This is a genomic window from Colwellia sp. BRX8-5 (assembly GCF_014077325.1).
GTDB lineage: Bacteria > Pseudomonadota > Gammaproteobacteria > Enterobacterales > Alteromonadaceae > Colwellia_A.
This window is the reverse complement of the sequence record NZ_JACGVR010000023.1, coordinates 1-18,425: the sequence shown is the minus strand read 5'-3', so window position 1 is coordinate 18,425 and position 18,425 is coordinate 1. Positions and strand designations below refer to the sequence as shown.

Below are 18,425 nucleotides of genomic sequence, written 5' to 3'. Positions count from 1 at the left end.
AATGCTCATAACCTTACCTTCAAACTTACCTACTCAGCTTCAAAAATTCTCAACGATTGCCGTGCCAAACACGGCTGAAAATCGTCAGGTTGATCAAATCAATAGTGGCTTTATACTATTAACCATTGATTGCGAAAATAAAGTATTAAGGCTTACCACAAGCACCCTTTCATCAACAGGCATTCAAGGCTCCGTAGACTTACATATTAACTGCATTAATCCAGCCTCCTCAGATAATAAACAGTTGTTCGTTGACGCGAGTAAATTTATTGGTTTTATTAAACAGTGTGAATTAATGGCGACACAACAGAGCAACGCCTTAATTTTTATCAACATCATGGCCGATGAAAAACGGATGAGTTTTTCTATCAAGCAAAAAGAAACCACCGACCAAGCCAATATTATTTCTGACCAGCTAAATGAAGAAAAAAGGCAAAAAAACTCGATTGTTTTTCCTAAGCATAGTCTTCACTATATTGATGTAGATGATAACAACCTAGCATTATACGACTTTAACTTTTCAGAAAAAATCAGATTAAGAAACATCGATGTGAACAATTTTACGGCTGCATTTAATAACACACTCACTGTAGCCAAACACAACTACCAAGCCAATGGACAAACAATATTAGGTACGCATGAATTTTATCTTCACGTGACTCAAAAAAACAACCTTGGTCTCTACGCTCTAAGTAGCGTTTGTTTAGGCGTTGAAGTGTTACCTTTATCACAAGGGGGAGTTGATGAAGAGTTTCTTGTCTCTCTTGGTATTAAAACCGCTTCAACGCTACTAAAACTGTGCGGTGATGCACACCAGATAACAATTGCGCGAGACCACAACCAACTACTTTTTAAAATTGATAGTGCTTTGTTAAGAGTCAAGACGATTTCACAAAAAAAAGAAATTTCTGCAATCGTGTCGCAGCTTAACATCGCCAACCATCATGAAGATTGTGAAATTGAAAATGTGAAGCAAATGCTCACTCAATTTATCAGTGACGATAAAAAACACAGCATGATAGTATTTGAATCTACACATAAGCCATCAACTCAAATACTTCCTTTTAAAGTGACTACTCGATATAACTGCAGCTTTAATAATGCCAGTACACCAGAATCAGAAGTTGTGCTAATAAGCCCATCACCGTTCAAGACTTCACAAACTTACAGTTATAATCTCGCCGCTTTTGATAACGCAGTGTCAGCATTTACCTCAACGGATATTTCTTGCCAGTGGGCTGTTGACGATATAGGCCACTTGCTCATCAAACAGGAAGGTATACAACATAAAAAATTCTATAAGTTGATTGTGATAAAGAAGTAGTGATAGATAATAGGACTTAATGAAGCTAATAAAAGCACAAAACCCTGATACTGAAATAAATTCAGCATGACGGTAAAGTTACACTAGCCGATCAATTCAGCCGAATGAGCTCGAAAATCATCAGTCAACTCAACACCAAATGACATCGTTTCTTCATGAAAATAATATTCTAAAAATCTATTTTCTACTTATTGTAAAATGCTCGATACCACTTAACGAATTCAGCAACACCTTTCTCAACAGTTACTTTCGATTTGTAACCTGCAGCGTCAAATAAGTCATCAACTTCTGCATAGGTTTGATAAACATCACCCGCTTGCATTTCACGAAAGTTTTTCGTAGCTTCAATGCCCAGTTCATCTTCAATGGCCTTAACAAAACCCATCAAATTAATAGGTGAACCATGGCCTATGTTATAAATAGCATAAGGTGCAGAACTAGAAGCAGCAGAACCACTTTCCACTTTCCAAGTAGGATCACGCACTGGAACAACATCAGCAATGCGAACAATACCTTCAACAATATCGTCTACATGGGTAAAGTCACGCCACATATCACCATTATTGTTAATATCAATCGTATCGCCATCTAAAATTTTCTTAGTGAATATATAGGGCGCCATATCAGGTCGTCCCCATGATCCGTAAACGGTGAAAAATCTTAACCCTGTAGTTGGCACGTCATAAAGATGTGAATAACTATGAGCCATCAATTCATTAGATTTTTTGGTTGCTGCATAAAGCGATACTGGGTGGTCAACTGAGTCGCTGGTTGAAAATGGCGTTTTATTGTTCAAACCATAAACCGAACTAGAAGAAGCATAGATCAAATGTTTAATATTATTATTTCTACAACCTTCAAGAATGGTTAAGTGACCAATTAAATTAGAGTCAGCATAAGCCATAGGATTCTCGATTGAATACCTAACACCCGCTTGTGCCGCTAAGTGAACAACACGATCAAACTTTTCATCGGTAAATAATGTCGCTATCCCTTCACGTTCGGTGAGGTCTAACTTTATAAATCGAAAAACACCATTATCATTTGTGGTATTTTTAACAGTAAACTTATCTAATTCCGCTAAACGGGCGAGCTTAAGGTTAACATCGTAATAATCATTTAAATTATCAATACCAACAACATCATGCCCTTGCGCGCATAATCGTTTTGTTAGGTGAAAGCCTATAAATCCAGCTGCACCGGTTACTAAATACTTCATAATTATCCCTTAATCCGAAGCAAACTAATCATTACCAAAAAGGTCACGTGTGTAAACTTTGTCAGCAACAAAGTCTAATTCTGTACACATTCTATTAGAAACAATAACATCAGAAATTGCAGCAAACTCATTTAAATCAGTAATAACTTTTGAGTGAAAGAATTCAGCTTCGGTTAATTCAGGTTCAAAAATAACAACTTCAATACCTTTAGCTTTTATGCGTTTCATAATACCTTGAATAGAAGACGACCTAAAATTATCAGAACCACTCTTCATAATAAGGCGATATACACCCACTACCTTCGGGTTACGCTTAATAATAGAGTCAGCAATAAAATCTTTGCGGGTGCTGTTAGAATCAACAATAGCGCTGATAATACAGTTAGGTACATCTTTATAATTAGCACGTAGTTGCTTGGTATCTTTGGGCAAACAATAACCACCGTAACCAAAAGAAGGGTTATTATAATGGTTACCAATGCGTGGGTCTAAACTAACACCTTCAATCACTTGTTTAGAATCTAAGCCATGTGCTTCTGCGTAGCTGTCTAACTCATTAAAATAGGCAACACGCATAGCTAGGTAAGTATTTGAAAACAGTTTAACAGCTTCAGCTTCTGTTGAATCCGTGAACAGAATATCAATATCTTCTTTTATAGCACCTTGAGCGAGTAAATTAGCAAAAACTTTTGCGCGTTCACTATTCTCACCAACAATGATTCTTGACGGGTGCAAATTGTCATACAGCGCCTTACCTTCGCGAAGAAACTCAGGAGAGAATATTATATTTTGACAATTAAACTTTTCTCTTACACTTTGTGTATAACCAACCGGCACAGTCGATTTTATAATCATAACTGCATTTGGGTTAATGGCTAAAACATCTTTAATAACAGCTTCAACTGATGACGTATTGAAATAATTAGTTTCAACGTCATAATCTGTTGGTGTTGCTATGATTACAAAATCAGCATTTTTATATCCGAATTCTTTATCCAAAGTCGCGGTAAAGTTTAAGTCTTTGTTTAATAAAAAATCTTCAATTTCAACATCAGAAATTGGCGACTTCTTATCGTTTAACAACTTAATTTTTTCTTCAATAATATCAACCGCAACCACTTCATTGTGTTGTGCTAATAACATAGCATTTGATAATCCTACGTAACCTGTTCCTGCAATAGCTATTTTCATAACATTTCCATTTTATTTTGAATACATACATCAACAGCAGCTAAATACTTATTGATCACTATTTTTTCATCAAATTCTTTTTGAATCTTTTCTCGGCTCTTTAGGCCCATTTCAAGTCGTTGTTCATGAGACATCTCAATGATCAACGATAATTTTTCAGTCAAACTTTCACTTGAGCGGGGTTCACAAAGATAGCCATTAATTCCGTCATCTACAGTTTCACGGCACCCAACACTGTCAGTTGTGACAATAGGCTTGCCCATTGATCCCGCTTCGAGTAACGATTTTGGCACGCCCTCACGATAATAAGAAGGCAACACCATACAATCAACTTTTGCTATTTCTTGTTCTACATTATCAGATACACCAAGGTAGTTAATGATCCCCTCCTCGACCCAGGAATTCATATCAACAGTAGATACGGCCGAAGGATTATTGACATCTAAAAAGCCTAATAAACATAACTCTACATTTGTGCCATGTTTTTGTTTTAAGTTACGCGCCGCATCAACATATTGTTGAATGCCTTTGTCATATAACATACGTGCAATAAGCAAGAATCTAACTTTGTTATCATCCGGTGCAGGAGAGAGTGTGAAACGTGACAAATCAACACCTGAACCAGGTAACCTATCAGTTGGCACCATTGTGGTTATTTTGTTTTCTAAAAAAAGCTGGCGGTCCTCTTCATTCTGAAAAAATAATTTAGAGGCTTTAGACTGGCTAATCTTATACAAAAACTTTGCTATTTTAGAAGTAATACTTTCATTGATAAACAAAATACCTAATCCAGCAATATTATTAATAGCTTTAGTGTTATTAAAATGAGCCGCTAAGGTACTGTAAATATTATTTTTAGGTGTAAAGTTTAAAACAACATCAATATTTGTGGTTTTATAAATATGATAAAAATCGAAAAAGGTTTTGATATCACGGACAGGGTTTGTACCACCTTGATCGATTTTAATATCAATAAACTTACAACCTAATGCAGATAATTTAGCTGAATACTCATCTTCAGGTGCTATTGCGATAACTTGGTAGCCCTGTTGTAACAAAGCCGTTATTGTGTTTTTTCTAAAGTTATATAAATACCAACTGGTGTTAGCACTGATAGCGATAGTCGCCATAAAAATTAAACCTTATAAATTGATCTATTAAGGAGCATGATTTAATGCAAATTGTTTGTAAAAAGAAATTCGTTTAATTAGTATCGATTTCTTATCGTATTCCTTTGCCTTCTGTAGACAACTGATTGATTGGACCTGATAGTTATTCTCATCCTGTATTGTCATTAATAAAGAACTTGAAAGTGATCCAGAATTACCAGGTTTAAATACATATTTTTTCGATAATAATTCAGGAATTCCTCCAACATCAGACCCAAAACAGGGTAACCCTCTGCTCATAGCCTCAACCAAAGCACGCGGAAGACCTTCCGTAAAGCTAGGTTGAACATAAATGTCTAAATCATCTAACCAAACATTGACTTTACTTTCTCCGATTAAGACATTAGTAAAAGAGCACCATGACGGTAAGTTACCATTGTCCAGTATGAAATTTTTTCCTTCTCCACCCAAAACTTTCAAAAGAATATTTAAACCCGATATTTTTCTTGCTTGGGATACAGCATCTAAAGCAATTTTTATTCCCTTAAGTTTTACATCAGGGTTACCAATAACACCTATTGTAAATGTATCAGACGTAGGAAATTTCCGAGCAGGTAAGACTTCATTAATACCAGCGTCAGAAATTGCCGCTTGCATTCCATTTGAAGGATATTTTTTCTGTAAATATTTACTAGTTACATATGTAATAACGTCTGAATTGAGGCAAGCCTTACGCATACGCCACTCTAAAAATGGTGCATATATTTTTGCTAATAAATCGCCTCGATATTTTAAGCAATCATAAGCATTAGCAACGACCTCAACCAACACCGGCTTATTGGTTTTTTGTGCTATATCTAACGCCATAAGACCAATTTCACTGGGCAAACGAACAATTACAGCATCATGTAATAAGATTGACTGTGCAAGCCGTTCTCTTATTTTCCCTCGGTGAATTAAACCGGTAACACTAGCCAAATTAGGCAACGTTTCAACATCTAAACTAGGTCCATTAACAATGGATACTCCTAGATCAAGCTTGCTGACTGGTTTCCCACGAGTAACGAGAGTTAGGTTTTTGAAAATGTCCAAATAAAATTTAAATTTAGAATAATCCAGCTTGCCCGCTGAGTAATATTTACCTTCAAATTCTGAAAGTAGATGGTCATGGCAAAAAAGTACATTTTTTAACATATTTTTTTTATTTTCTTAGCAGGTACACCTGCATAAATAATACCTGGAGACTTTTCTACACTTTTTGATGTTACAACACTACCCGCTGCAATAATACTTCGAGATGGGATTGATACTCCAGACAAAATACGGGCACCACAACCCACCCAAACGTCTTGTGCAATATGAATTGGAGAAAGTAGTAGTTTATTATACTTTATAGGTTTATCAATTTCTCCCCAAGAGTGTTCAAAACTGATCAGGGAACAATTGTGCGCTAAAGAGGTATCATCTCCTATCGATATACCACCTTTGGCATCAATATAGCTAAACTCATGAATACTAACATTATTGCCTATCTCAAGTTTACTAGGACTTTTAATCACTACCCAACGAGCAATATAAACATTATCCCCTATTTTTGGGGATATTGACTTTAATAAAACATACCTTATACCCACACCGATTAAAGTCGGCATTGATGATGCAATGGAAAACAGTGTATTCAATAATGAGCTAGGTAATACAGACAATACCTTTGCTAATATCAGTAATATAAAGTTAAAATATTTAAAAATAAATCTTCCCATCAATCCCCCTTTAATTTAATCGATGACTTTCGCGGTTTTATTATTTTATATTTTTTAAATATAACTAAGCAAACACCAATACTAAACAAAACAAAAAGAACGTTGCCAAAGTAATTAGCCCCATACCATTGGATCCTAAATTGTTGTACAAAAAAAGCAATAAATACTACTGAAAAATAAGATTTAAGCAAAAAGAGTTTTTTAAATAGGTAACCATATAAAAAACCTAAGGTAATTACTCCAATTGGACCAGATACCATCATACCAACCGAGTAAAACAGTCCTCCTCCAACATTGTGGATATGTTTCTTTGTTACCAAAGAAAAATTGAACTCAGAGCTGGCGCCGCCCATGGGAGACATAGGGATATATGAAAGAATAAGGTTAACCAGTGGCATAAGGTCTAAAGGTTTATTGTAAAAGAACCAAACAGAAGATAAGTATACATGCACAACATCCACCGCAGTTCCAAAATTTGTGATTGCAAAAGAAACCGAGAGTAACAGTTTTTCAAAAGTAATATCTCCACCTGCACGCGATAGTCCGCCATAAACCCCAACAAACATAAAGATAGTGACGACAAAAACTAAACGTGTGATAGAGAACACTGTCTGTTTCTTATTAATCATAAATAAGGCTAATAATGCCAGGATAAAATCGACTCTTTCCCCTTTCGATAACATAAATAAAATGATAATAAACATAATGATGTTTATAGCATCGACTTTATATTTAAAATTACGTGAAAGTGTGGTCAAAGCAAATAAGACTATTACCAAACTACCAGCAGATCCAAAGCGACCTTCAGTGAACCCAAATGCACCTGGATAAGCTACAAATAATGATAAAATAAATAGAAAAAGGCAAATCGTTCTTAAGAGAAAAGAAAAAGGCACCCGAAAGAAGGTAAATTCATTGTTACGAATATTCCAAATCATAATAATGAAGGCAATATATGAGCCTAAGCTAGAATAAAAACCAATTCGTATATAGTCAGAGTAGTAGCTCATTCCTACATTACCAATTATCCTCGTTGCAGGGAGCCCTAGGTAAAGCCCTGCCATTATCCAAATAGGATAAGCATATATTAGTATAGGTAGCCTTAATAGAAAGCTTTTGAAAAAAAATAGTGGAGCAAAAACTGCCAAACCAATAGCAAAAAAAACAACTTGCAAAAGCAAAATACATCCCTCACATTAAACCTAAGTACTAACGTCTAGTAAATAGTAGATAAGCTTTTAACAATAACCGAGGGTAATTGCGAAAATTACAAAAAAAACTGTATACAATGCCAAATTTTTCTTCTGAGTTTTTACACTTTGAAATTAAAGATTGAAATAATACATAATTTTTCGAAAAAAGAGCTATACGCGCTCCTACATAATACTCATGCATTAGAGCATACTCCAAATCTCGCTTGTGTTCCGCTGGTATAAAGTCAGCTAGCTCTTTAATCGAAGATTTATGCTGTCCAAGCAGCTTAAGGATTTTTTTCTCTGTTGAATGGCTCATAGATTCGCTCCAAGATCCCTCATTACCTTTTCTATAAGCAGATTCCAGCCCTGATATATATAGTGCCCCATTAGCCGCTGAACCTAATACTTGCATGTAAAAATCACCTACTGGTGCATTAGCAAGTACCTGATTAAAACTCTCCAACAATTCTTTTTTAAACATTAATGACGCTGTTGGCATGTAAGCACCACCGCCACGAATTACAGTAGATAACAAACAAATTTTATTTAAATCACCTAATGATACACCGACTTGAAAGCTTCCATTAGGATAAATATTTTGTGATGAGTGAAAACTAATACATAGGGATTTATGTTCTTGCATTGCCAAATATTGGCACTGTAATTTATTTGTGCTGATCCAGTAATCGTCGCCTTCGCAAAGAGCAATATACTCGGCCTTTGTATTGTTAAGTGCTATCAAGGTAGGCAATGTTGGTTTTTGAGAGTATTTATTATCTACTTGTTGAATTACTCGAATTATCGATGGATAGTTTTCTGCATACTCTTTAATTATTTCTGTCGTTGTATCTGTTGAAGCATCATCATGGATTATTATTTCAAATTTATAATCACATTCTTGTTGTAGAAATGAGTTGATTGCCGTTTTGATGTATTGCTCTTGATTATATGTCATACATACAACGGAAATATAAACTTTATCAATATATTTCCAGCTATTAATGATTTCTTGTTCAGATCTTAATTGCAACTTATCTATTACCTAATTTAAATTTTTTATTCAATACTAACTTATAACTGAAAAATGTAATGACCAATATTGTCATATAAAATCCAACAAGTTGAACTAGCAGTGTTACTTTATTTTCGATAATATTTTCATCGTATTCTTTTAGTAACGCATAAGCGATTATAGACACTAATAGGGACGGAAGTACTGCTTGAAACAACCAGTGTGAATATTTTATCGTTTTCATTTTAGCATGTATATATGGAACCCAAAATATAAAAGCAAAAACTCGAAAAAACAACCATATAATAGCTACGGCGATTACTCCGTACTCGCTACCAAAAAACATGATTAATGGTAATGAACAGAGCAGTAGGGCCATGCTATACCTTACATGATATTTTAAGTCGCCTTTGGCAACTTGCTGATAATATTGAAAACCAGCCACAATTAAAAACGCATTACCGAGCGTGTAATAACTTAAAATATCCTTTCCCCAGTTTGCTGCTTCTGTACTTCCTGTGAATAAGTAAATAATATTTTGCGAAAAGCCTGCTAATACAATTGCACCCGGAACAATAAAAATACAAACGAATTTTGTGAATTTTATATATATCTGTCTAAATTCATCTAGTTTACCATCAGCGTATAACGCTGTTAACCTAGGAATTAACACTGTGCCTATAGGAAACCCTAATAGTAAAATACCGTTCGCTAACATAATACATACGGTAAAATACCCATATTCAGATAAGGTTAATAATTTTGACATTAACACTTTGTCAGCTTGTGCAATAACAACCGAAATAACAGCAGTAATCGCAACCGCTTTGGCAAAACGACCTAACTTCTTAACATTATAAAAACTAAAATGATCTGGTAACCAAAAATTAATCCCCAATAACTTTCCTATTCGATATCGCATAACAAGTAGTTCAACCATTGCTATAATAAGGTGAAAACCGAAGTAAAGTTTTAAACTTGGATAATAGATAACGAGAAGCAAACTGATGGGAAAGCGTAAAGTATTTATAATAATGCTTACGCTGTTTATCCATAAAAAGTCTTCAGAGCCCCTAAGTGCAGAGAGATAAAGCACCGATTGAAACCGTACAGCACAAACAATAAAAATAAGTAATACAATACTCGAAAGTAATTCAACAGGTAGGTCAGATTCAAACCACTCAATTGCAAACCAATTATTTGCAAATAATGCAACAATAAGAATAAGTAAGAGGAAACAGAAAAAAATTAACTCAAAGGACTTGATTACGGATATAAGGTAAGTATTTTGATACTGTATTTTTTCTTTCGCTATTTCTCTTGATAAAGTAGGATTAAAACCAGAACCGAGCAAATTAATAATGACTTGAGCTACGGTAAAAAAACCTATGAGTCCAAAAGCATCACTGCCTAATGTAGAAAATAAAAAGGGCATCACCGCAATGCCAATTATTGCCGCGTATCCTTGCGAGAGATACGAAGTAATGGTGTTTGTTTTTAAACTCGCCATTACCTAGTCTTTTAACTTTTCTGTAATAGCATAAGTCTCTTCATAGTGTATCCATGACTCTTTTTCTTCTTCTGATGGAATCCTTTCCCAATCACCATATCTAGTTGATAAAATTTGTTTACTCTCTTTTGGAATTTGAACATCTAAGTGTTCAAATTTAGCAGGGACTTTATCACTAATTTCTTTGAACGAATAAAACGTATTATAATCTGCCTTAGTAAAAACGGTATCCCCTTTCACTCGAGCAAGATTTATATCAAGAAAGTTAACTATAAATTTCCCAAACATACTTCGTCTAGAAATAGAACGGCCACGGATCTTAGAGCTTACTTTATGTATAAAAAGAACAATTTCCTTTAAACTTTCAGACTTAGGTAGGTGATATATAGGATATATATCAAGGCATAAACCTAATTCATTAACGTCAAAATCTTCATGATTAGCCTGCAGACAATCATCATTTATTTTTACTATTGTCGTTGGATCTGCAATTCTAACAACCCAATCAAAATAAGATTTATGGTATGAATCATAATATTTGGCCTTTTTTGATTTAAACACAGCTCTCAGTTTTTTGATATCCTTAGCATCAACGATGATATCAATATCATCGTCCCATGGAATAAAACCTTTATGCCTAACTGCCCCTAATAAGCTTCCATAAAAGATGGTATAGTCGATTTTGTTTGCTTCTAAGACATCAATAATAATTGTAGTTAGCTTAAGTAATCGTTCTTTTACATCTGAAGAATTTAGTAGCTCAAGATTTTTTTTATTCATATTAATCCATTCTTATTTAAACTAACATTCAACTAAGGAGATTTCCCTTAACAAGTCAAATTTTCATGTTAGCTAACTTATTTTAACGAGAGACTTTTTACTATACTAATAACATCATGTAGAGAATTTTCAATTCAGTCTCATTCGTTATGATCTATGTTTGCTAAAGCACTCTTAATATATGTGGTAGAGACGTCTTTTGTGCGAGGTAAATACACAACTTCACAACTATCGGCGAGATCATCACCCCCTCTTTCCAATCATCTCTTTTTGTTCCTAATTATACTCAGGGAAGACCTTCGATACATGCTTACAACTTTTGAGGTTCTCGACTCTTTCCTCGTATGAAAAAAAGGACTCCACACCTTTTAAAATATTGAATTCATGTGATAAAACACCAACAATGAATTTATTTCCAAGCAGAGATAGAAGCTTTAACAACCGAATATGGCCAACATGAAACAGATCAAATGTTCCATAAGTTAGGACTACTCTCATTTGTGTCCTACTTCAAATACCATGGTTATAAAAGAGCTTCTACACAATCCACTGAAAATGATGGGATCCCTTTAGATATAACATCTTCTCTTTCTCTAAAAGAGTCATCAATAAAAATAGCATCGGTGTGAGTCATTATTGCAGATTTTGGTGATTTATCAGTGATATGAAAAATTTCATCAAATAAACCAGTCAATCGATATTTTTTCAGTGATACCGATAAATTATATTCATGACGAGTAACTAAATAAATTGAACAATTGTTATTAATTGCCTTATATAAAAAAGCGACTAGCTCTTCATTTACCTTATCATCAATTATCAAGCAATCATCAAAATCAACATACACATGCTTATATTCTATATTTAATTTATATTTATTAGATAAAGCTCTTTCTTGCTTAACTTGAAAAGTATTGATAGCTAACTCAACCGATGTAGCATTATGAACATATAGTGATAGCTCCGCAAAGTTAACACCTCTAACCCTATTAGTTGACATAGAGCCCGCTATTCTGGTTGCAGCTTCCATTAAAACGAGTACACCCGCATTATTTTCTTTAACTTGAAAGAACCACATACCTTTAAAGGATAATTTTTTACTGATATTTTTAGCAAAATTTAAAAATAGCCCATCAACATCCTTAATGGTGGAAGTACTTACAGAAATGCCATTTAAAACCCTACTTCTGATTCTAGGTCCTGCATATAATAATTCACCCTTGTGATCTGTAAAACAATCAACCGTGTATTCATTACCAGGTAAGTACTCCGTAATAATATTTTCTTGAAAGTCTGCATGAGAAAGCTCTGAAATTTCTTTAATTATACGAGCTCCTTTACTTCCTTGACCTACGTCCGGTTTTAGGAACAATGGAAAATTCACATTTTCAACATCTTTAATACTATTATAAATATAAGGTGTTGCTACAACATTATTTAAACAATCATATGTTAATTTTTTTGAACGACAAATACGATTAGTTTCAGCACTAGATGTAATAACCTTTACATTTTCCCCAAAGCACTCCGCGTTTTCAGACAATAGCAAAGCTGCAGAATCATGCGCAGGAAAAACATGAGTCACCGAATGCTTGGAGATAAATGATTTTAAGTAATCTAAAAATTCAGGTTCATCAATGAAAGGGGCATCTGAATAAAATTCTTTATACACAGTAGAGGAGTAATCGATAAGAGAGTTTAATCCAATTAACTCTATGTTCTTAACACCTTTTAACGATCTAGCAATTTCAAGTCCAATTTCTGTTCCACAAGGAACAACTAATACTTTCATATTTCCCCCACCACTTTTTTAACTACTTTAACAACTGCATCAACATCAGAAATTGTCATATAAAAATGCAATGGTAAACAAAGTACACTTTCAACTATCTGCCTGCTATTTTCAACACCATAATCTTTCGATTTGTTAAAAATACTTTCTAAAGATGGAGAGAAATAACTACGACTTTGTATATTGTGTATTTTGAGTTCATTGACCAGTAACTCTTTTATGTCTTTATTCTTTAAAGAAATGGCCATATAAGCACCATTAAAACTTGAAGAGTCAAACCATAATGGCATGTCTACGTAATGCTTTAATTCGTCACGATAATACTCAAAAAGTGCAGCTCTATGCTCAACTATATTATCTATTTCGTCCAAAAGGCTTAAACCAACGGCGCATTGATACTCATTTAATTTTGCATTAATTCCTGCTTCAGTGATATTGCCATTATCATCTATACCAAAATTAATTAAGCGTTTGGCTCGTTCAAAATCAGCTTTACGTTTAAAGACGATAGCTCCACCTTCAACGGTATGAAATACTTTAGTCGCGTGAAAGCTTAGCGTACTAGCATCACCAAAACTAAGCACGGATTTACCGTCAACATTGACAGCAAAAGCATGAGAAGCATCATAAATGATATTTATATTATATTTTTTTCCAATATCATCAAAACGATTAATATCACAAGGGTTACCATAAACATGGGTTGCTACAATCGTGTCGACATTCGAATCATTATCTAATACTTTCTGTACTTGTTTAGGACATAGGTTATAAGATTTTTTATCAATGTCACTAAAGGAAGTTTCTATACCCTGCCAAATTAATGAACTGGCGGTAGCAACAAAACTAAAAGGGGTTGTTAAAGCACTTTTGACGTTAAGGGCTTTATATGCAACCTGCAATGCCAATGTGCCATTAGAAACTAGCAATAAATTTTCAACCCCTAAGTAAGCCTCTAATCTTTGAGTTAGTTGTTGATGTAGGGGACCAAAATTAGTATACCATCCGCTATCATTAACTTGTTCTAAGTATTTAGTTAGCTTTTCTAAATTTGGTTTAATCGGCTGATTTAATTTAATTGTCATTTTACTAAGCTCATTAAATACTTACCATAACTATTTTTCATCATTGGTTTAGCCAGTTCTGTTAACTCTTCGCCTGACAACCAATTATTATTAAAAGCAATTTCTTCTAAACAAGCGATTTTAAAACCTTGCCTGTGCTCAATCGTTTGAACAAACTGCCCGGCTTCTAGCAGCGATTCATGAGTCCCTGTATCTAACCAAGCAAAGCCACGGCCCAATATTTCTACACTTAATTCTTTTCTTTCAAGGTAAGCATTATTTATACACGTGATTTCTAATTCCCCTCGCTCAGAAGGTGTGATAGATTTTGCAATTTCAATTACATTATTGTCATAAAAATAAAGGCCAGTGACGGCATAATTTGACTTGGGCTTATTTGGTTTTTCTTCAATTGAAAGTACAGTCATATTATCGTCAAAATCGACTACTCCAAAACGTTCAGGATCTTTTACTTGATATCCAAATACTGTAGCGCCTAATTGCTTTTGTGCTGCATTAAGTAACTTAGGAGAAAACCCTTGTCCATAGAAAATGTTATCTCCCAATACTAGGCAAACATTATCATCACCAATGAATTTTTCACCAATAATAAAAGCTTGTGCTAAACCATCTGGGCTTGGCTGTATTTCGTAGCTAATATTAATACCAAACTGAGAACCATCTTTTAATAAACGTTGATATCCACCAATATCATCAGGAGTTGATATAATTAATATATCCCTGATTCCCGCAAGCATTAATACTGATATAGGATAAAAAATCATTGGCTTATCATAAATAGGTAATAACTGCTTTGATACACCTTGAGTAATTGGATATAGGCGTGTACCTGACCCTCCAGCTAAAACTATTCCTTTCATTTTATCTATGCTCCTAAGCGCTCTCGTTGATAAGAGCCGTCTTGAACTCGTTTACACCATTTAGCATTAGCTAAGTACCATTCAACCGTTTTTCTTAAACCAGTTTCAAATGTTTCTTTTGGTGTCCAGTTTAATTCCTTTTCTATTTTACTTGCATCAATGGCATAACGAATGTCATGACCTGGACGATCTTTAACAAAAGAAATTAGTTCTTTATAGTCACTTTTTTGTGGCACCAGTTCATTTAATATGTCACAAATAGTTTCAACGACTTCAATATTTTTCTTTTCGTTATGACCACCTATATTATAGGTTTCACCAACAATTCCTTCAGTAACCACTTTAACTAATGCTCGCGCATGATCTTCAACGTAAAGCCAATCGCGAATTTGATCACCTTTACCGTAAATAGGTAAAGGCTTCCCTTCTAAGGCATTTAAAATGACTAATGGAATTAGCTTTTCTGGGAAGTGGTAAGGGCCGTAATTGTTTGAACAGTTGGTAATAATCGTAGGTAGACCATAAGTACGGAGCCACGCCCGAACTAAGTGATCACTTGAGGCTTTAGAAGCAGAATATGGTGAGCTTGGATCATATGATGTTTCTTCAGTGAATAAATCATCCGTTCCGCCTAAATCACCATAAACTTCATCAGTTGAGATGTGGTGAAAGCGGAAATTAGGTTTGCAATCATCATCTAATCCTAACCAATACTGTCGTGTTGCTTCTAATAAGGTGTAAGTACCTACAATATTGGTTTCAATAAATGCAGCAGGACCATCAATAGAACGATCGACATGAGATTCTGCAGCTAAATGCATAACTGCATCGGGCTGATGTTCAGAAAAAACTCTATCAAGTTCAGCTCTATTACAAATATCAACTTGTTCAAAGACATATCTTGCAGAGTCAGATATGTCTGACAATGATTCTAAATTACCCGCATAGGTTAGTTTATCTAAATTGATCACACTATCATTGGTATTATTAATGATGTTTCGAATAACGGCTGAGCCAATAAAACCAGCACCACCTGTAATTAAAATCTTAAACATAAATCTCTACTCATAAATTAATGATGTTGATTATTTTCAACATCAAAACTCAGTTATTTTAACACCCTGAGACAAGACGGTCATCATTGAGACACATATTGATGGTCTCAATCAACATCAACCTATTAAAAAAGCCCTTATCAATAAGGGCTTAATTATTAAAACCTTCTTTCATACCAATAGGTTTGCCTATTTAACTTTTTCAAATTTTGTTATTTTTCGAATAACGAATACATAACATGCAAAGACAAAAATAAACCCTGTCAGCATAATTACATCTGTTGTAGCAAAATATTCACCCGCTAAACCAATTATCGACATTACTACTGCAAATATAGAGATAATAAGCAAAGTTTGACGAGAGCTATAACCAACACGTTGAAGTATATGATGAAGGTGATCTCTGTCTGGCTTAAAAGGTGATTTACCATTTTTATAACGTCGAACCACTATTGCTAACATATCCATTAATGGTACGGCGCAAATCCACAGTGCGGTTACAGGCCTAAATGAGGCGTTTTCATTTTGAGTCCCCATAGTAAGCAACCAAATAACACTCAAGCCAATGAACATGCTTCCTGCGTCACCCATAAATATTTTTCTTGCTTTGGACGCTAAACCTAAATTAAAAATTAAATAGGGAATAGTCGCCGTAGCAAGTATTAACGGGTAACTCACGTAATCGTTTTGTCCACTCATGATAAATAGAATAGCGATAGCAGTAAAAGTATTAATGCTTAAACTACCGATCAACCCATCAATACCGTCAACCATATTAAAAGCATTGATAACAACAATAATACCTACATAGGTAAATATAATACCTACAGGGCCTAGTGTTACATCACCTAAACCAAACAAGTTACCTAAGTTTGAAATATAACCACCTACACCATAAATCATTAGACTAGCAACAATAAGCTGGCCAATAATTCTAATACGTACTTTCAAGTCAAATTTGTCGTCTACCGCACCAATGAAAACCATCATTGCTGAGGCAATGAGGTACATACGAAGTTCTAAAGTATTAGGAAGCCATAAAAGACTAGCCATAAGTACCGCTATAAAGATTGAAATTCCGCCAATAAGCGGAATATGTCCGGCATGCAATTTTCGTTCGCTTGGTTTGTCAACTAAGCCAACTTCTATTGCTACCGGTTTAAAGAACTTAATTGCGATAAAGGCAAAGCAAAAAGCGGTAAGTGCAGAGATAAATACTTCCATCATAATTTCATATTAGCTTACGCTAAATTTTCGTCCTTTGGTTTAGTCGATTTATTATTCTTAGTAAAGTGTCTGATTAATACGATAAGTACCGACAATATACCACCCAGCATTGTACCTAGTACTACAATTAATGCACGCTTAGGGCCAGACTTTTTTTCTGGTACTTGAGCAGGGTCAATCGTTTTTAAAACATATTCTGCTGAAACCTTAGTTAGCATCATATTTTTTGTTTGCTCTTCAATCAATTGATAAAAAACAGTTTCCATGGCACTTACTTCTGTGTTCTCAAGTTGTTTCGTTAAATAATCAATAGAAGATTGAGCTTCTTTTTCATCTTTTTCACGCATAAAGTCATTAACGTCTTCAACTAACCAAATTAGCCATTGTTTTGCTACTTCAGGTGAATAGAATGCAACATCGATTGTTACTAGCGAAGTTGCTTTATCTTGTGTAATGGAAAGTAATTTTAAAAGTTCTTGATAGGCTTCCCAAGAAGACGGTTCAGACTTTTTGGGGTATGAGGCTTCTCTTAACCATTTTTTATTTTTACTATCATAAAGTTCTTTATTAATGAGGAGAGAATCTGTTGCTCTATCCCAATTTTCACTTGCCATTAATGGCACTAACAATTCGTGTTTAATAATAAAGGTTTCAAGGAATGCACGTGACTTTATAATTTCAAGAGCTAAAGCCGTTTTATCAGTACCACCGCCACCTAAGCTAATTCCAGCAAGACTAGCTAAGCCACCAAACTGTCCAGCAAGAGCCCCCATTCCACCGGCAGAATCTGATGAGGCTGGCGCTAATAAAATTGATGCTTTATAAATATCAGGTTTTGATAAGGCAAAAGCTATAGATGAAACAGCAAATATAAATGAAATAACGATGATAATATATTTCCCTGACCATATAGCACGCCATAATTCTGCTAAGTCAATATCTTCATCTGAGTTATTATTTTCGGCAAGTTGCTGAGAAAGCAAGAGTACTTCTGGAGAAAACGGTGTAGTGGATTGCTGAGTACTATTATGACTCGATTGATTCTGATTTGGCACTTGCAGATTTTCCATACTTAACTATTTGAATAACAATAGGACACTTCCCTATTAAAGGTTTCGGATTATACGGTATTAAATGTTGTTAAGCCAATGTTTTGCTGATCTTCAATGATGGTTTGCCATTACTCTTCGCTGCGTATAATTCTCATAGTTATCTCGGAAATGAACTATGCGGCTATAGATATCGGAGCTAAAGAATTAGAGAAAGGTATCGTTAACTATAACTATAACTATAAGTTTAAGT

17 protein-coding genes are annotated in these 18,425 nt (G+C 34.5%); 1 reads left to right on the top strand and 16 read right to left on the bottom strand.

Annotation, left to right across the window (positions count from 1 at the left end; translation table 11 throughout):
* The first annotated feature begins 1 nt into the window (after position 1).
* Entirely contained in the window at positions 2 to 1,324 is a 1,323-nt protein-coding gene (locus H4J62_RS14220; RefSeq protein WP_182217320.1) for a hypothetical protein, read from the top strand.
* 184 nt (positions 1,325 to 1,508) lie between these two features.
* Here the strand turns inward: H4J62_RS14220 and H4J62_RS14215 are convergent, their stop codons facing one another.
* The 16 genes from H4J62_RS14215 to H4J62_RS14140 all read right to left on the bottom strand — a co-directional run bounded on the left by H4J62_RS14215 (position 1,509) and on the right by H4J62_RS14140 (position 18,178).
* The gene (locus tag H4J62_RS14215) at positions 1,509 to 2,543 is read right to left on the bottom strand and encodes an NAD-dependent epimerase (protein WP_182217318.1); all 1,035 of its coding nucleotides are present in this window, start codon (positions 2,541 to 2,543) and stop codon (positions 1,509 to 1,511) included.
* A gap of 24 nt (positions 2,544 to 2,567) precedes the next feature.
* A complete protein-coding gene (locus H4J62_RS14210; protein ID WP_182217317.1) occupies positions 2,568 to 3,734 on the bottom strand; it encodes a nucleotide sugar dehydrogenase in 1,167 nt (388 codons plus the stop codon).
* Complete coding sequence (locus H4J62_RS14205; RefSeq protein ID WP_182217315.1) at positions 3,731 to 4,864, bottom strand: glycosyltransferase family 4 protein; 1,134 nt, start codon at positions 4,862 to 4,864, stop codon at positions 3,731 to 3,733. The genes H4J62_RS14210 and H4J62_RS14205 overlap by 4 nt, the downstream gene beginning before the upstream one ends.
* 27 nt (positions 4,865 to 4,891) lie before the next feature.
* The gene (locus tag H4J62_RS14200) at positions 4,892 to 6,037 is read right to left on the bottom strand and encodes a glycosyltransferase (protein WP_182217314.1); all 1,146 of its coding nucleotides are present in this window, start codon (positions 6,035 to 6,037) and stop codon (positions 4,892 to 4,894) included.
* Positions 6,031 to 6,606 carry an acyltransferase gene (locus H4J62_RS14195; protein WP_220470828.1) on the bottom strand — a complete coding sequence of 192 codons (576 nt, stop codon included), beginning with the start codon at positions 6,604 to 6,606 and terminating at the stop codon, positions 6,031 to 6,033. Before H4J62_RS14195 ends, H4J62_RS14200 begins: the two co-directional genes overlap by 7 nt.
* Entirely contained in the window at positions 6,606 to 7,787 is a 1,182-nt protein-coding gene (locus tag H4J62_RS14190; RefSeq protein ID WP_182218708.1) for a hypothetical protein, read from the bottom strand. Before H4J62_RS14190 ends, H4J62_RS14195 begins: the two co-directional genes overlap by 1 nt.
* Before the next feature lie 28 nt (positions 7,788 to 7,815).
* Positions 7,816 to 8,832, bottom strand: coding sequence for a glycosyltransferase (locus H4J62_RS14185; protein WP_182218710.1), 1,017 nt, complete (start codon positions 8,830 to 8,832; stop codon positions 7,816 to 7,818).
* Position 8,833: 1 nt separating this feature from the next.
* Entirely contained in the window at positions 8,834 to 10,324 is a 1,491-nt protein-coding gene (locus H4J62_RS14180) for a lipopolysaccharide biosynthesis protein (protein WP_182231342.1), read from the bottom strand.
* 3 nt (positions 10,325 to 10,327) lie between these two features.
* Positions 10,328 to 11,104 (bottom strand): LicD family protein, encoded by a 777-nt coding sequence (locus H4J62_RS14175; RefSeq protein ID WP_182231341.1) that lies wholly within the window; start codon positions 11,102 to 11,104, stop codon positions 10,328 to 10,330.
* Between the two features lie 276 nt (positions 11,105 to 11,380).
* The gene (locus H4J62_RS20500; protein WP_259364986.1) at positions 11,381 to 11,602 is read right to left on the bottom strand and encodes an adenylyltransferase/cytidyltransferase family protein; all 222 of its coding nucleotides are present in this window, start codon (positions 11,600 to 11,602) and stop codon (positions 11,381 to 11,383) included.
* A 25-nt stretch (positions 11,603 to 11,627) separates the two neighbouring features.
* Positions 11,628 to 12,896 (bottom strand): ATP-grasp domain-containing protein, encoded by a 1,269-nt coding sequence (locus H4J62_RS14165; protein WP_182218608.1) that lies wholly within the window; start codon positions 12,894 to 12,896, stop codon positions 11,628 to 11,630.
* Positions 12,893 to 13,981: a DegT/DnrJ/EryC1/StrS family aminotransferase gene (locus H4J62_RS14160; RefSeq protein WP_182218609.1), complete on the bottom strand. Its 1,089-nt coding sequence runs from the start codon at positions 13,979 to 13,981 to the stop codon at positions 12,893 to 12,895. Before H4J62_RS14160 ends, H4J62_RS14165 begins: the two co-directional genes overlap by 4 nt.
* Positions 13,978 to 14,841, bottom strand: a complete 864-nt coding sequence (rfbA, locus tag H4J62_RS14155; RefSeq protein WP_182218611.1) for a glucose-1-phosphate thymidylyltransferase RfbA — start codon at positions 14,839 to 14,841, stop codon at positions 13,978 to 13,980. The genes H4J62_RS14160 and rfbA overlap by 4 nt, the downstream gene beginning before the upstream one ends.
* A gap of 5 nt (positions 14,842 to 14,846) precedes the next feature.
* Positions 14,847 to 15,896, bottom strand: a complete 1,050-nt coding sequence (gene rfbB, locus H4J62_RS14150) for a dTDP-glucose 4,6-dehydratase (protein ID WP_182218613.1) — start codon at positions 15,894 to 15,896, stop codon at positions 14,847 to 14,849.
* Positions 15,897 to 16,085: 189 nt separating this feature from the next.
* Positions 16,086 to 17,120, bottom strand: a complete 1,035-nt coding sequence (wecA, locus tag H4J62_RS14145; RefSeq protein ID WP_182218615.1) for a UDP-N-acetylglucosamine--undecaprenyl-phosphate N-acetylglucosaminephosphotransferase — start codon at positions 17,118 to 17,120, stop codon at positions 16,086 to 16,088.
* Positions 17,121 to 17,137: 17 nt separating this feature from the next.
* Positions 17,138 to 18,178: a Wzz/FepE/Etk N-terminal domain-containing protein gene (locus tag H4J62_RS14140; protein ID WP_310733979.1), complete on the bottom strand. Its 1,041-nt coding sequence runs from the start codon at positions 18,176 to 18,178 to the stop codon at positions 17,138 to 17,140.
* Positions 18,179 to 18,425 lie beyond the last annotated feature (247 nt).